Origin of the sequence: Phenylobacterium sp., from assembly GCF_035475775.1 — a bacterium.
In the GTDB taxonomy this organism is placed as follows: domain Bacteria; phylum Pseudomonadota; class Alphaproteobacteria; order Caulobacterales; family Caulobacteraceae; genus Phenylobacterium.
The window spans coordinates 1-13,699 of the sequence record NZ_DATIMC010000003.1; the positions used below are offsets into that span (position 1 = coordinate 1).

Here is a 13,699-nt window from a genome sequence, read left to right on the forward strand (position 1 = left end):
CGGCGAGCGCATCGGCCAGTCCCGCCGCCACGGCGGCGTCCGGACCGAGGACGACGAGGTCCGCCGCGATCTCCCGCGCCAGGGCTGTCACGCCCGCGACATCGGTTGCTGCGACACTGCGGATCTCGCAGAGGCTCGCGACGCCCGGATTGCCCGGCGTCGCCACCAGCCGGGTCAGCCGGGGCGACTGGGCGATCTTCCAGGCGAGGGCGTGCTCGCGGCCACCCGATCCGACCAAGAGGATGTTCATGCGCCTGCGCTTAGGCGGCCCCCCGCCCGAGGGTCAAGCGGTCGAAGGATGCGGCGGGAACCTGCCGCAACCGGCGCCGTTCGGCTTTCAAGAGACGGAGCTTCGCAAATTCATGGAAATCCCCGGCCCTTCGGCGGCTGTGGAAGACCAACTCCGAGAGCGGATCGCGGAGCTCGAGGATGCGCTCTCGGAGACCGAGGCTCGCCTGCGCGAACTGGATCACCGGGCCCGCAACGACCTGCAACTCGTGTGGTCGATTCTGCTGATGCAGACCCGCCGCCTCCCGGATGGCCCGGCGCGTCGGGCGCTCCGTCGCGCCGCCGACCGCGTCGCAGCGGTGGCCGCGGCCCTGAAGCACTTCCACCGCCCGGCCGATCCCGGTGGGCTCGACGCCCAGGCGCTGTTGCGGGAACTGGTGGGAGAGATCGCCGGGGGCGCCGGCCGCGCCGATGTGCGCCTGCAGCTTGAGCTGGATCCGCTGCGGGTAGCGCCGTCTCAGGCCGCCCCGCTGGGGCTCATTGTCGAGGAACTGGTGCACAACGCGCTCGGCCACGCCTTCCCCGACCGCGCCGGGCTGGTGGAGATCGGCCTTCACCAGACCGACGGCGGGGCGGTCCTGACGGTGACGGACGACGGCGTCGGCGCCGACCCGGCGACCTGCCGCGCGGGGTTCGGCATCGGCCTGGTCGAACTCCTCTGCAAGCAACTCAAGGGCGAGTTCGTCATCGCGTCAGGCGCGCCGAGCGGCCTGCGCGCGACCATAAGAATCCCGGGGGCGGGCTGACCTTGTCGGTCCTGGCCAACGCCGTGGGGGTGGGCGCCGCGCTTTGCTCGATGACCAGTTTCGTGCCGCAGATCCGCAAGATCTGGCGCGATCGCGACGCCTCCTCGGTCTCGCTGCGGATGTACATCGTGACGGTGACCGGCTTCACGCTGTGGACAGCCTACGGGGCGCTGATCGGCAGCTGGCCCGTTACCGGTTCGAACCTCGTCTGCCTGCTGCTCTCCGGTACGGTGCTCGGACTCAAGTGGCGGTTCAGCCGTCGCGCCGCAGAACCCGTGCGGCGCCCGGGACCCTAGCCAGGGCGTCGCCCGCGCCTTAAGGCTCCTGCCTCGCAGGCCTGTGGGCGAAAGGCGAAGAAGGTCCGGGCATGAACCAGCGCTTGGTCGGGGCCGACGCGGCCCTGAAGGCCGGTCAACGCGAGGCGGCGATCGCCGAGATCATCGCGGCCATCGCGGAGGATCCTGGGCAGCCGGCGCAGGCCTACCGCGTGCTGATTCACCAGCTCTATCTCACCAACCGTCTCCAGGAGGGCGCCGACTGGTCTTCCAGGGCTGTGGCCCGGCATCCCAAGGACATCGAGCTCTGGAACCTGCGCGGCGTGCTGCTGCGCCGGCTGGGGCGATTCCAGGAGGCGCTGGAGGCGCTGGACCAGGCCACGCGGCTCGATCCGCGCCCGCTCGCCCCGGTGGTCAACCGCGGCAACATCTATCTCGACATGGGCGACATGCCGAAGGCGGAAGCGGTGTTCACCCGCCTTGTGCGCCAGGAACCCCGCAACGCCGAGCATCAGCGTCAGCTCGGCCGAGCGCTTCAGCGGCAGGGCAAGCGCGAGGCCGCGATCGTGCGCTTCCGTCAGGCGCTCGCGCTGCGCAAGGACTACGTCGACGCCTGGCTCGATCTCGCGGGCGCCCTGCATGACCTGCATCGCGACAAGCAGGCCCAGGAGACGCTCGACAAGGCCGTGGCGGTGCTGCCGCACGAGTCGCGGCTGCACGAGGCCAAGTCGGTGCTGTTCCGCCGTCGCGGCGAGCTTCGGCGGGCGGAAGCCTACCTGCAGGAGATCCGGCCGCGCTTCGAGGCCGCCGCCTGGCTGCATTACCAGCTCGGCGGCGTGGTCAGCGAATACGATCGCGAGCGCGGCAACCTCCACCTGCGACGCGCCGTCGAGCTCGATCCGGACAGGCTGGAGCACCGGATGGCCCTGGTGGAAAGCCTGGAGCGGACGCGCAGCGGCGACGAGGGGGCCAACATCGAAGAGGCCTATCAGATGTTGAAGGCCACCATGGCGCGCGAGACGCTGACCACGCCCGCCCCCGTCAAGATCGCCAACGAGGTGCTGATCCGCGTGTGCGATTTCGAGGCCCTGGACAGTCTCGGCACGTTCCACGATGTCGGGCGCCTATGGGCGGAGTCCGGCCGCCACACCGCGCTGCTGAAGCAACTGGCGCGCGTGCGCAGCGCCGAAGACCGCCTCGAGCTCGTGGAACAGCATCGCATCTGGGGCCGACAGATCGAGGCGGTGGCGCCCGAACAGCCGCTGCGGAGACCGCCGCGGCGGGCGAAGGACGGCAAGATCCGGCTGGGCTTCATGTCCTCGGACCTGAGGCAGCACCCGGTCGCCTATTTCTCCCTGCCGCTTTTCGATCACATCGATCGCGAGCGGTTCGACGTCTATTGCTACTCCTACTTCCAGGGCCAGGAAGACCGCGTTCAACGCTACATCGCCGAGCAGGTTGCGGCGTTCCGCTGGAACCCGGACATCGCCCCGCGCGACGCCGCGCAGGTGATCGCCGACGACCAGCTCGACATGCTGATCGAGCTCGGCGGGTCGACGCACATGAACAAGCTCGAGGTGATGGCCTGGCGCGCCGCGCCCCTCCAGGCGAGCTGGCTCGGCTATCCGCACTCGGCGGGGCTCTCGACCATCGACTACTTCATCTGCGATCCGTTCAGCGTCCCGCCCAACCGGGAGCTGATGATCGAGCAGCCCTTGATGATGCCCCATAGCTGGCTCGCGCTCGGCCGCGTGTTCTCCGCGCACCATCCGCTGACCGACGGGCTTCCCGAAGACCGCAACGGCTTCATCACCTTCGGCACCGCCAACAACCCCCACAAGTACAGCCCCGAGGTGCTCAGGCTTTGGGCGCGGATCGTGGCCAGGACACCCGATTCGCGGTTCGCCTTCATCCGACCCGAGGGCGGCTCCGCCAGCTTCCGCAAGAACGTCCTGGCGGCGTTCGCGGCGGAAGGCGTGGGCCAGGAACGAGTGGTCTTTCACCCGGTGCGCGGCCAGCACATGCCGTACTACAACGAGGTCGACATCACCCTGGACCCCTTTCCGCTGACCGGCGGGACGACGACGACGGAGTCGCTGTGGATGGGCGTGCCGCTGGTGAGCCTCGTGGGCGAGGCGTTCTTTGAACGCCTGAGCTACTCGATCCTGTCGAACATTGGACTTGGCGACCTCTGCGCCGCTGACCTCGAGCAATATGTGGAGATCGCGATGCGGCTGGTCGCCGAGCGCGAGCGGCGGCGCGACCTCAGGAGCTCGCTTCGCGAGCGCATGCGCGACAGCCCGCTCGGCCGAGACGCCGAATTCGCCCGCGACTTCTACGACATGGTCGCCGCTGCCGTCGCCGAGGCGCGCGCACGCGACGTCAAGGTCCGCGCCTAGGGCGTCGGGATGATCCCATGATCTTCTGGATAGCGAACGGGATCGTATTCGCGGCCGCCTATCTGCTCGGCTCGACGCCGACGGGCTATCTGGCGGGGAAACTGCTCAAGGGGATCGACATCCGGGAGCATGGCTCCAACTCCGTCGGGGCGACGAACGTGTTGCGAACCCTCGGCAGATGGCCCGCCCTGGTCGTGCTCCTGGTGGACGTGGCGAAAGGTGCGGGGGCGATCGCCTTCGCCCGCTGGTTCTCTCCTTGGGTCTATCACTCGCCCCGCCTCACGCCTCCGGCGGCGCTCGATCTGCAAACCTGGACGCCGTGGGCTGTCTGCTTGGCCGGACTCGCCGTCTTGTTGGGCCATGGCCGGTCGATCTGGCTGAATTTCACCGGCGGCAAATCCGCTGCGGCGGGGCTGGGCGTGTTGCTGGCGATGTCATGGCCGGTCGGTCTCGGCGCGGTGACGGTGTTCGGCGCCGTCGTGGCTGTTTTTCGCAGGGTTTCCCTCGGCTCGATGCTGGCGGCGTTGACCGCGATCGGCCTGGTCTGCCTGTTGGGCGAGCCGACGCCCTACCGCTTGCTGGTGATTTCTGGCGGCGCCTACGTGATTGTGCGCCATCGCGCCAACATTCAGCGGTTGCTGGGCGGGACAGAGCCGAGCCTGGGGCAAGCTCGCCGAAAATCGAAAGCGGAATCGCGGATGTAGGGCGATGCCTCGCCCACGGTCCCGGTCGGAGGCGGCGCGCAGCGGATCCTGCGAACTCGGGAATAGGCGCCTAAAGCCGAAAGTATTCCCTGAGGAGGTCGTCGGGACGTGCCCGGAAGGCGAGCTCGCCGGGACCGCCGGCGAACACCATCGATCCCTTGGGCGTGCGCTTGTTGATGACGCTGACGCCTTGGCTCACGACGCAATCGTCTCCCACCACCGAGCGCCCGATGACGGCGGAATGGGGATACAGCACCACCCGCTCGCCGAGCACCGGGATCTGGTCCTTGTGCCGGCCGACCGTGCAGTTCTGGTACAGCACCAGGTGATTGCCGTAGGTCGCCTTGGCGAGCACGATTCCCACGCTGTGGCCGATGTAGAACACCTCGGGCATGGCGATCTCGTAGAACAGGTCGATGCCGTTCAGCGCCTTGTTCATCAGGAACAGACGGGTGGCGGCGGCCACGTCGCCCGACCGCGCCCAGATCGTGTTCGCCAGGAAATAGAGGTAGCTGCAGTGCTGCGACGACTGCACGACATTGAACTCGTCAGGCCGCCAGGGGGCGCAGGCGTTGATACAGCGGCCCAGCCGCGCGAGGGCCTCGTCCAGGTGCGCATCCACCGCCGCCCGGAACGCCGCCTCGCGTCCGTCGGGAACCACCGCCGCGCACTGGGCCGTCGTGTAGGCGATCAGGCTCTCGCGGGTGTGGTCGAGCAGCTTCACCCCTTCAGGCCCTCCAGATAGGCGCGGACCCTATCCTTGACCGGACGCGGGTCGAGGCCAAGCGCCCTCAGCCGCGCGATGTTGGCCCTGGGGGGCGCGGCGGGCGCGGCCTCGCCGGAGAACCTCACGCGCCAGCTGCAGGCCTCGAACACCTGGGCGATCTCGGCATTGCTGACCAGTTCGCCGCTGGCTACGTTGCAGATCGCGGGCTCGGCGGCTGAGGCGATCGCGATCAGGGCGGCCACGACATCGTCCAGGTGGATGTAGTCGCGCGCGACATGCGGACTGGAATCCAGAGCGATGGATCGCTCGGCCTGTGCGCGGATGAGCCATTCGGACAGGAAGCCCGGCGCGCCCGGCGCCCAGTCGTAGACATTGGCCAGCCGCGCCACCGCGCCCCGCCCGTCGGTGCGGGTCATCACCAGGTTCTCGCCCAGGGCCTTGGAGAGATCGTAGAGCCGCCGCGGGTCGGTGGGATCGAACACCAGGGGTTCGGTCTCGGAGACCTCCGCCTTCGGCAGGCCGTCGTAGAGCCGGGTGGAGGAGAGATAGACGATCTTCTCGAAGCGCCCCGCCTCGATCACTCGGCCGACCAGGCTGGCGTGCGCCTCGACCGCCTCGAATGGCCGGCGGTCGTAGTCGGCGGTGAGCCCAGCGCAATAGAAGACCACGCCGAGGTCGCGGGCGAGCAGCTCCGGGGCGCCCCTGGGGGGCGCGAAGACCTGCCAGCCGTCCGCCTCGAGACGGGTCCGCAGCCGCCGGCCCACGAACCCCGACGCGCCGACGATGGTCGCCTGCCTCGCCAAGGCGCTTCAGAGCCCGCCCAGCGGGTGGTGCAGGCGGGGATCCTTGTGGCGCAGGTACTTGGGCGAGACGCCGCGGACGATCGCGTAATCCGGCGCCTGGAACATCGCGGGCTCCTTCACCGCCACCATGTTGAAGCCGTGCGGCGGGCCCTCGAGGTAGACGGCCTCGGCCGGGATCAGCTCGATCGGCTTGCCGGAGAGATCGTAGTTCGAGTTGAAGTCGCGCAGCGCGAAGACCGTGTAGCCCCGGTCGGTCAGAAGCCTGACCACCGCGGTGTTCTCCAGCCCGCTCGACCAGTCGACGTAGCTGCGGTGCACCTCGAAGACGACGTCGGGCGCCTCGCCCGCGGGTCGGCGCAGGAAGGGCTCGGCGCCTTGCAGCGCGCCCAGCTCGGCGCCCTCGATGTCGACCACCATCAGGTCCAGCCGCTCGACCCCCGCCTCAGCCAGGTAGTCCGCGACGGTGACGGTCCTGAAGCCCTCGGCCGCGGTCTCGGCCACCTCCGCGGAGGCGAAGCTGTCATAGCCCACGAGCTTGAGGCGGGTGTTGGAGTCCGACCACAGGCCCTCCGGCCGGGGACGGATGTTGGTCAGCCCGTTGAGGTCGGCGTTGCGCTGCAACATCGCCCGCTGCTCATGGTTGGGCTCGAAGGCGTGGACCACCCCGCCTCGCGCGGCGATCTCACGGGCGATCAGGATGGCGTGGTCGCCGAAGTAGGCCCCGCCGATCACCACCTGCTTCGCGCGCGCGGCGAGCTTCACCAGGAGTCGGCTGGTCTGCGGCTCCCAGGCATGGTCCGGCGCCTCCGGGATCGACATCACGAAGTCGCGGGCGATCTTGGAGCGGTAAAGGAACTCGAAGGCGACCCCGTTCGCGAGCGTCTTGCGCACCACCTGGTCATCATCGAACAGCGCGTCCACCAGCGGCCCGGTGATCTCCTCGCGCAGGTCCACGCCGGGCGCGTCGATCGCGGCTTCAAAGGCGATCAGCTGGCGGATGAAGCTTCTGCGCCATTCGTCGTTGGAGGCGATGCGGGCGAGCGCGGCGAGCGCCTTGTGGTCAGCCATGGCAAGTCCTGGACCTCCAGTCTCGAGGAACCGCATCAGGGAAGCATCCGCGTGGCCGGCGAGGCCGTCACGAAGCGCCCGCCCCATTCGCGGATGTAGCCGTGCTCGCGGGTGATCTCCTCCTGAAGGTTCCAGGGGAGGATCAGGAGGTAGTCGGGCCGGACCTCGCGCAGCGCCTCGGGGGCGCGGATCGGGACGTGGCTGCCGGGCAGCAAGCGGCCCTGCTTGGCCGGATTGGCGTCGAAGGCGCAGACGACGTCCGCCGCCGTGGTCCCGCAGTAGTTCAGGAAGGTGTTGCCCTTGGCGGCCGCGCCATAGGCGGCGATCCGTTTGCCCTGCGCCCTGGCGCTGGCGAGGAACGCCCGGAAGCTCTCCCGCACCGCCTCCACGCGCGGCGTGAAACCCTGGTAGGTTTCCATCCGGCGCAGACCGGCCGCGGCCTCCTCGGCCCTGAGCGCCCGCAGCGCCTCGGTCTCCTCGCGCCCCGACCCGGCGTGGCAGACGAACAGCCTGAGCGAGCCGCCGTGCGTCGCCAGCCGCTCCACGTCGAACGGACGCAGGCCGTTCGCCCGCAGCACCTGCTCCACCGCGAGCAGCGAGAGATAGGAGAAGTGCTCGTGGTAGATGGTGTCGAACTGCACCTTCTCGATCAGCTTGAGCACGTGCGGGAACTCGAACGTCAGCACGCCCGCCGCCTTCAGGACGTGCCGAAAGCCTCCCGCGAAGTCGGCGATGTCGGGCACGTGGGCCAGCACGTTGTTGGCGGCCATGAGGTCGGCGCGGACGCCGCGGGCGGCGAGCTCGCAGCCGGTCGCGCCGCTGAAGAACATGACTTCGGTCGGGACGCCGCGGGCGCGGGCGGCCTCGGCGGTGTTGGCCGCGGGCTCGATGCCGAGCACGGGGATGTCCTTGGCCGCGAAGTGCTGCAGCAGGTAGCCGTCATTGCTGGCGACCTCCACCACAAGCGAGTCCGGGCCGAGCGCGAACCGGGCCGTCATCGCCTCGGCGTAGCGCCGGGCGTGCTCCACCCAGCTCGAGGAATAGGAGGAGAAGTAGGCGTAACCGGCGTCGAAGATCGCCTCGGCGGGCACGGCGTCGTCCACCTGCACCAGCAAGCAGCGATCACAGACGCGCGCGTGCAGCCGATAGGCCTGCTCGGCGCCGCTCGCGAGTTGCTCCGCCGTGAGATAGCTGTTGGCCAGCGGCTGGCGGCCGAGGTCGACGAAGGTGTGCGTCAGCGGCGCGCGGCAGAAGCGGCAGGGCGGAGGCTCAGTCATCGGCCGGCCTCGTAGGCCGCGATCTCCTCCCGGCACAAGGCCAGGGCGCCCTCGCCGGCCGCCTGGCGGCGATACCAGTCCATGGCGAGGGCGACCGCCGCCGGCGCGTCGTAGCGGCTCTCGAAGCCCAGCGCCTGCTTCGCCAGCCCGGCGTCGATGGCGAGGGTTGCGGCTTCCAGCGACCTCGGCTCCGGCTCATGCCGCCAGGGCTTGCCGTCCAGGGCTCCGATGGCGAGGGTCGCGAGTTCGCCGACCGAGACCTCGCGCCCGCCTCGCCGCGGCCCGAAGTTGAGCGCGCGCGGCTGGCCAGGATCGGCCGCCAGCGCCTGCAGGTAGGTCAAGTAGCCGGCCAGGCAGTCGAGCACATGCTGCCAGGGGCGCGTGGCCTCCGGGCGCCGCAGCACGGCGGCTTCGCCGGCGCGCGCCGCGCGCACGATGTCGGCCACGAGCCGGTCGCGTGCGAAATCGCCGCCGCCGATCACATTGCCGCCGCGCGCCGTCCCGATCCGCACGCCCCCAGGCTCGAAATAGCTCTGGGCGAAGCTGCGGGCCACGATCTCCGTCGCGGCCTTCGAGGCGGAGTAGGGATCCTTGCCGCCCAGCGGATCGGCCTCGGTGAAGGCGCGGCCTTCGCCGGCATTGGCGTAGACCTTGTCGGAGGTGACCACGAGCACGGCTTCCAGCGCCTTCTGGGCGCGCAGAACCTGCAGCAGGTGGGCGGTCCCCATGATGTTGGACGCGAAGGTCCCGACGGGGTCCTCCAGGGCCGCGCGCACGATCGGTTGCGCCGCCATGTGCAGCACGAGGTCGAAGGCGCGGCCGCGCAACGCCGCCTCCACTGCGCCGCGGTCCCGCAGATCGACGATCAGCGATTCCACGAGGCCCTGGACGCCGGCGAGCTCGAACAGGCTCGGCGCCTGGTCCGGCGCGAGCGCCAGGCCGGTGATTTCTGCGCCGGCGGCTGAGAGCCAGATCGCGGCCCAGGCGCCCTTGAAGCCGGTGTGGCCGGTCAGCAGCACGCGCTTGCCGCGCCAGAAGGCGCGGTCTAGCGCCGCCATGGCGCCTCGCCTGAGGCCCAGAGCGCCTCGAGGTGGTTCTTGTCGCGCAGCGTGTCCATCGCCGCCCAGAAGCCCTCGTGCGGGAAGGCCATGAGCTGGCCGTCGTGCGCCAGGCTCTCCAGCGGCGCGAGCTCGAAGGGCGTCGCATCGCCGGCGATCCGCTCGATGACCTTGGGCTGCAGCACGAAGAAGCCGCCGTTGATCAGCGCGTTGTCGCCGGGCGGCTTTTCGGTGAACCGCTGCACGAGCCCCTCCTTCACGTCCAAGGCCCCGTATCGCCCCGGCGGCGCGACGGCGGTCACCGTCGCTTCCTTGCCGTGCGCCCGGTGGAAGGCGGCGAGCGCCTTCAGGTCCACGTCGGACAGGCCGTCCCCGTAGGTGAGGAAAAAGGGTTCGTCGGGCTCGAGGAACCTCGCCACGCGCTTGAGGCGCCCGCCGGTCATGGTTTCCTCGCCGGTGTCCACCAGGGTGACGCGCCACGGCTCATGGTGGGTGGCGTGATACTCGATGGCCCCGGCCGCAAGGTCGACGGTCAGGTCGGCGTTATGCAGCACGTAGTTGGCGAAGTACTCCTTGACGACATAGCCCTTGTAGCCAAGGCAGATGATGAAGTCGTCGAAGCTGGCGTGCGAGAACAGCTTCAGGATGTGCCAAAGGATCGGCCGGCCGCCGATCTCGATCATCGGCTTCGGCTTGAGGTGGCTTTCTTCGGAAATCCGGGTGCCGAGCCCGCCGGCCAGGATGACTGTCTTCATAGCTCGCCTGAGGCTCCGCCCGCCGGCGCTCCTCTTATCGCGTCCACGGAGGCGGATGAAGCGGCTTCGGCGCCGCGCCCCGGCCCTTGTCGGCGGCGGCCGGCTCGGCCATCAAGCGCCATGACCTGCGCTCCGATCGTCACCTTCCTGATCGCCGGCGTGCAAAAGGCTGGCACCACGGCGCTCTACGACTACCTGGCCGAGGAGCCTGGGGTCGGCCTCTCGCGCGTGAAGGAGACCCACTTCTTCGACGACGACACCCTCGACTGGTCGCAGCCGGACTATGGCCGCTATCACAGCGGCTTCGACGCGGGGGACAAGCGGGTCATCGGCGAGGCGACGCCGATCTACAGCTACTGGCCGAACAGCCTGGAGCGGATCAGGGCCTACAATCCGGCGATGCGGCTGATCCTCCTGCTGCGCGATCCCGTGGCGCGGGCCTGGTCGCACTGGCGGATGGAGTTCGCCCGCGGCGTCGAGCGCGGGAGCTTCGGCTGGTGCATCCGGCAGGGACGCCAGCGGCTCTTCGAGCAAGGGCCCGTCGGCCGGCCCTGGGGCCACGACCGGGAGCTCTCCTATGTCGAACGCGGGTTCTACGGCGAGCAGGTCGAGCGGCTCTATGGCCTGTTTCCCGCCGCGCAGGTGCTGATCCTGAAGTCCGAAGACCTGAGGCGCGATTCCGCCGCCGCCCTGGCGCAGGTCCGCGCCTTCCTGGGCCTGCCGGAGGGCGCACCGCCTCGCCCGCGCGAGGTCCACGTCGGGGCGGAGATGGACTATCCGTCCCCGTTCACCGACGACGACCGGGCCTTCCTGCGCGGCGTCTATGCGCGGGACCAGGCGCGCCTGCGGGCGCTCACCGGTATCAGCTTCGCCGCGCCATAATTCCGCACGCGCCCTGGCCCAACCTCCGCGCTCACCGGAACCGCCCATGCGCCTCGCCCCGCTCGTCCTCATCGCCGCCGTCGGGCTCGCCGCCCCCGCCGCCCGCAGCGAAGGCTCTGCGCCGAAACTCGGCTTCCCGCTCGCCTGCCAGATCGGCCGCGACTGCGAGGTGCAGCATTACGTCGACCGCGATCCCGGCCCCGGCGCGCGCGACTACCACTGCGGGACCCGCACCTACCAGGGGCACAACGGAATCGACATCCGCCTGCTGGACATGGCCGAGCAGCGGCGTGGAGTGGAGGTGCTGGCCGCCGCGGCGGGACGGGTGGCGCGGTTGCGCGACGGGGTTCCCGACGTCTCGATCCGCGCGCCAGGCGCGCCGAGCGTCGTCGACATCGAGTGCGGCAACGGGGTCGTCATCGACCACGCCGACGGCTGGCAGACCCAGTACTGCCACATGGCCCGCGGCAGCCTGCGCGTGAAGGTCGGCGATGTGGTCGCCACCGGCCAGCCGCTCGGCAAGGTCGGCCTTTCGGGCGACACCGAGTTCCCGCATCTGCACATCACCGTGCGACACGCCGGCCAGGTGGTCGATCCGTTCGCGCCGGCCGCGCCGGCCGGAAGCTGCGGGGCCCAGGCGCCGCTCTGGACCTCCGCCGCGCAGCGCGCGCTCGCCTACAAGGCCGGCGCGATCCTCAACACCGGCTTCGCGCCGGGCCCGGTGGCCATGGGAGCGGTGGAAGACGCCAGCATCGGCGCCGTCGGCCCCGATGCGCCTGCGCTCGTCGCCTACGTGCGCGCGATCGGCCTCGACGCCGGCGACGCCATCGACCTGGCGCTCTCGGGACCGGACGGGCGGGTGCTGGCCCGGACCCGTCAGCCGGTGACGCGCTACAAGGACCAGCAACTGGTGTTCGTGGGACTCAGGCGCCCGCCCGGCGGCTGGGCGAAAGGGACCTATGCGGCGGTGTCGCGCATCGAACGGCCGGGCCAGCCGCCCCTGGAACGCCGGTTCAAGGTCGCGCTCTGAAACGAGCTCGCGGCGACGCCCGCGCACGGACCTCCGTCGTTCGCAAGTACGGCGTTGCGGCGCGCCAGTTTAAGCAAAAGTGATCGGGGTTTCGCTTCCGTCCGCGCAAGCTTTGCGGTAGAAACGGCAAGTCAGCCTTGCTCTCCATGGCTGTGTCGCTTTGGCCGGGCGGAGGTCCTCAGGATCGCCTCCCGGCCTCTTGCATTCAAAGCGCTGGCGCAGCGCCGGCGCGGACGATGGTGACCACGCCATAGCGCGCCATCCATAGCAGTCCGCGCTCCACGAACGAGCGCCGTTGCGGCGGGATCGCCTCCAGCACCTCGGCCACCGTGGCGGTCTTTCGGGCGCCGAGCAGAGCCACCACCAGCTCGGCCTCCTGCAGCGTCGGGCGGTTGAAGGCGCTGTAGGCGGCCAGCGGATCCTGCAGTCGGGCGCGGGCGGCGGCGGCCGTCATGCCCGGGGCGAGCGCCACGACGGATCGGACCGACAGGTGTTCGCTCGGGTAGCTCTGGAACAGGGTGAAGGGGTCGGGGCGGAAGGGATTGCCACGCACCGCCGGCGCCGGCGGGGCCGCCAGGCGGCGGGCGTTCTGCTCCGCCCAGAGCGCCTGGTACTGGGGAATGATCGCCGACCAGTCGAAGATCTCGCGGGCGCGCGCCTGCGCCGCGGCGCCCATGCGCCGCCGCAGATCGGGGTCGAGCACCAGCGCGGCGATCGCCTCGTCGGCCTCGGCGTAATCGATGGCGGTGAACTGGCCAGCGGCGCCGACATAGTTTTCGTAGGTCATCCACTGGTTCTCGAACCAATGGGCGAGATCCGCGCCCTGCCCCGGCGCCGGGGCCATCGTGCGGATGCGGAAGCCATCGACCCCGTGCCGCACCGTGTCGCGGTAGCCGTCCCAGTCGGTCACGACGCAGGGCAGGCCGGCCGCCATGGCCTCCACAGGGGTCAGGCCGAAGGTCTCCTGCACGTTGTCCGAGAAGCTGATGAAGAAGTCCGCGACTGACCAGATCGAGAACCGCACGTCCAGCGGCCGGCCGTCGATGCGGCGGTACTCCACCGAGGGGCACAGGGCGCGCGAGCCGCTCTCGTAGGCCTCCTCGATCTTGGCGCTGCCGCCCCAGCCGGCGTTCACCCAGTAGATCGGCTTGCCGGTCCTGGAGGCGGCGCGCTCCAGGGCCAGCGCCATGAGTGCCGGGTTCATCTTGCCCCGGACGTCGAAGCGGCCGACGAACAGGGCGACCGTCGCATCCTGCGGGATCTCGAGCCGCGCGCGCCAGGCGCTGCGGTGGTCGGGCGAGGTCGAGAAGTCCTCGGCGTTCACGCCGAGCGGGATGGTCACCCGTTGCGGCTCGGCGCGACGCCGGGGGCCGAATTCGGCCGCCAGGTAGTCCCGCATGGCCGAGAGCTGGGTCTCGATCGCGTGACGGACCGCCGTCGAGGTGCAGATCAGCGCGTCGTAGTCCTCGGCCGGGGAGATCAGCAGCTCGCCGATCGTCTGCATGACCCGGTCGGTGGCCGTGGTGTGGGTGATGCCGCAGATCGCGTAGGCGCGCGGGCCGAATGGCCGTCGCAGCCATGATTCGGCGGTGACGCCAGGCACCGGCATGTTGAGGACGCCCACCTGCGACAGCGCCTGCCGATCGGCCTGGCGGATCCAGGTGATCGGCCGGGTCGGGGCGTGGAT

General features: G+C 70.1%; 13 protein-coding genes and 1 pseudogene. 6 read left to right on the top strand and 8 right to left on the bottom strand.

The window, feature by feature from the left end:
• A pseudogene (locus tag VLI41_RS00405) lies at nucleotides 1–250 on the bottom strand (phosphoribosylamine--glycine ligase N-terminal domain-containing protein); the annotation flags it as partial.
• Here VLI41_RS00405 and VLI41_RS00410 point away from each other — a divergent pair.
• The 4 genes from VLI41_RS00410 to plsY all read left to right on the top strand — a co-directional run bounded on the left by VLI41_RS00410 (nucleotide 249) and on the right by plsY (nucleotide 4,412).
• The gene (locus VLI41_RS00410) at nucleotides 249–1,034 is read left to right on the top strand and encodes a sensor histidine kinase (protein ID WP_325266073.1); all 786 of its coding nucleotides are present in this window, start codon (nucleotides 249–251) and stop codon (nucleotides 1,032–1,034) included. The pseudogene VLI41_RS00405 and the gene VLI41_RS00410 overlap by 2 nt on opposite strands.
• 2 nt (nucleotides 1,035–1,036) lie before the next feature.
• The gene (locus VLI41_RS00415) at nucleotides 1,037–1,330 is read left to right on the top strand and encodes a SemiSWEET family sugar transporter (protein ID WP_414692511.1); all 294 of its coding nucleotides are present in this window, start codon (nucleotides 1,037–1,039) and stop codon (nucleotides 1,328–1,330) included.
• A gap of 71 nt (nucleotides 1,331–1,401) precedes the next feature.
• Entirely contained in the window at nucleotides 1,402–3,708 is a 2,307-nt protein-coding gene (locus VLI41_RS00420) for a tetratricopeptide repeat protein (RefSeq protein WP_325266074.1), read from the top strand.
• 17 nt (nucleotides 3,709–3,725) lie between these two features.
• On the top strand, nucleotides 3,726–4,412 hold the full coding sequence (plsY, locus tag VLI41_RS00425; RefSeq protein WP_325266075.1) for a glycerol-3-phosphate 1-O-acyltransferase PlsY: 687 nt from the start codon (nucleotides 3,726–3,728) through the stop codon (nucleotides 4,410–4,412).
• 70 nt (nucleotides 4,413–4,482) lie between these two features.
• Here the strand turns inward: plsY and VLI41_RS00430 are convergent, their stop codons facing one another.
• The 6 genes from VLI41_RS00430 to rfbF are packed head-to-tail and all read right to left on the bottom strand — an operon-like array spanning nucleotide 4,483 to nucleotide 10,100.
• Nucleotides 4,483–5,136: a hypothetical protein gene (locus tag VLI41_RS00430; protein ID WP_325266076.1), complete on the bottom strand. Its 654-nt coding sequence runs from the start codon at nucleotides 5,134–5,136 to the stop codon at nucleotides 4,483–4,485.
• Nucleotides 5,133–5,942 carry an NAD(P)-dependent oxidoreductase gene (locus tag VLI41_RS00435; RefSeq protein ID WP_325266077.1) on the bottom strand — a complete coding sequence of 270 codons (810 nt, stop codon included), beginning with the start codon at nucleotides 5,940–5,942 and terminating at the stop codon, nucleotides 5,133–5,135. The genes VLI41_RS00430 and VLI41_RS00435 overlap by 4 nt, the downstream gene beginning before the upstream one ends.
• A 6-nt stretch (nucleotides 5,943–5,948) precedes the next feature.
• Nucleotides 5,949–7,010 (bottom strand): FkbM family methyltransferase, encoded by a 1,062-nt coding sequence (locus VLI41_RS00440; RefSeq protein WP_325266078.1) that lies wholly within the window; start codon nucleotides 7,008–7,010, stop codon nucleotides 5,949–5,951.
• 35 nt (nucleotides 7,011–7,045) lie between these two features.
• Nucleotides 7,046–8,287, bottom strand: coding sequence for a class I SAM-dependent methyltransferase (locus VLI41_RS00445; protein WP_325266079.1), 1,242 nt, complete (start codon nucleotides 8,285–8,287; stop codon nucleotides 7,046–7,048).
• Nucleotides 8,284–9,345 carry a CDP-glucose 4,6-dehydratase gene (rfbG, locus tag VLI41_RS00450; RefSeq protein WP_325266080.1) on the bottom strand — a complete coding sequence of 354 codons (1,062 nt, stop codon included), beginning with the start codon at nucleotides 9,343–9,345 and terminating at the stop codon, nucleotides 8,284–8,286. The genes VLI41_RS00445 and rfbG overlap by 4 nt, the downstream gene beginning before the upstream one ends.
• Nucleotides 9,333–10,100 (bottom strand): glucose-1-phosphate cytidylyltransferase, encoded by a 768-nt coding sequence (gene rfbF / locus VLI41_RS00455; RefSeq protein WP_325266081.1) that lies wholly within the window; start codon nucleotides 10,098–10,100, stop codon nucleotides 9,333–9,335. Before rfbF ends, rfbG begins: the two co-directional genes overlap by 13 nt.
• Before the next feature lie 120 nt (nucleotides 10,101–10,220).
• Between rfbF and VLI41_RS00460 the strand changes: the two genes are divergently transcribed.
• Together VLI41_RS00460 and VLI41_RS00465 are read left to right on the top strand one after the other, a co-directional pair.
• Nucleotides 10,221–10,982, top strand: a complete 762-nt coding sequence (locus VLI41_RS00460; RefSeq protein WP_325266082.1) for a sulfotransferase domain-containing protein — start codon at nucleotides 10,221–10,223, stop codon at nucleotides 10,980–10,982.
• 46 nt (nucleotides 10,983–11,028) lie between these two features.
• On the top strand, nucleotides 11,029–12,012 hold the full coding sequence (locus VLI41_RS00465; protein WP_325266083.1) for a M23 family metallopeptidase: 984 nt from the start codon (nucleotides 11,029–11,031) through the stop codon (nucleotides 12,010–12,012).
• A gap of 205 nt (nucleotides 12,013–12,217) precedes the next feature.
• On the opposite strand, the gene VLI41_RS00470 is transcribed toward VLI41_RS00465, so the two are convergent.
• A partial coding sequence (locus VLI41_RS00470; protein ID WP_325266084.1) for a glycosyltransferase family 4 protein occupies nucleotides 12,218–13,699 on the bottom strand: 1,482 nt, incomplete at its 5' end.

Coding starts and splice junctions, on each gene's coding strand:
- rfbF (WP_325266081.1), bottom strand. CDS start 10,100: ATGAAGACAGTCATCCTGGCCGGCGGGCTCGGCACCCGGATTTCCGAA.
- VLI41_RS00410 (WP_325266073.1), top strand. CDS start 249: ATGCGCCTGCGCTTAGGCGGCCCCCCGCCCGAGGGTCAAGCGGTCGAA.
- VLI41_RS00465 (WP_325266083.1), top strand. CDS start 11,029: ATGCGCCTCGCCCCGCTCGTCCTCATCGCCGCCGTCGGGCTCGCCGCC.
- rfbG (WP_325266080.1), bottom strand. CDS start 9,345: ATGGCGGCGCTAGACCGCGCCTTCTGGCGCGGCAAGCGCGTGCTGCTG.
- VLI41_RS00445 (WP_325266079.1), bottom strand. CDS start 8,287: ATGACTGAGCCTCCGCCCTGCCGCTTCTGCCGCGCGCCGCTGACGCAC.
- plsY (WP_325266075.1), top strand. CDS start 3,726: ATGATCTTCTGGATAGCGAACGGGATCGTATTCGCGGCCGCCTATCTG.
- VLI41_RS00420 (WP_325266074.1), top strand. CDS start 1,402: ATGAACCAGCGCTTGGTCGGGGCCGACGCGGCCCTGAAGGCCGGTCAA.
- VLI41_RS00460 (WP_325266082.1), top strand. CDS start 10,221: ATGACCTGCGCTCCGATCGTCACCTTCCTGATCGCCGGCGTGCAAAAG.
- VLI41_RS00440 (WP_325266078.1), bottom strand. CDS start 7,010: ATGGCTGACCACAAGGCGCTCGCCGCGCTCGCCCGCATCGCCTCCAAC.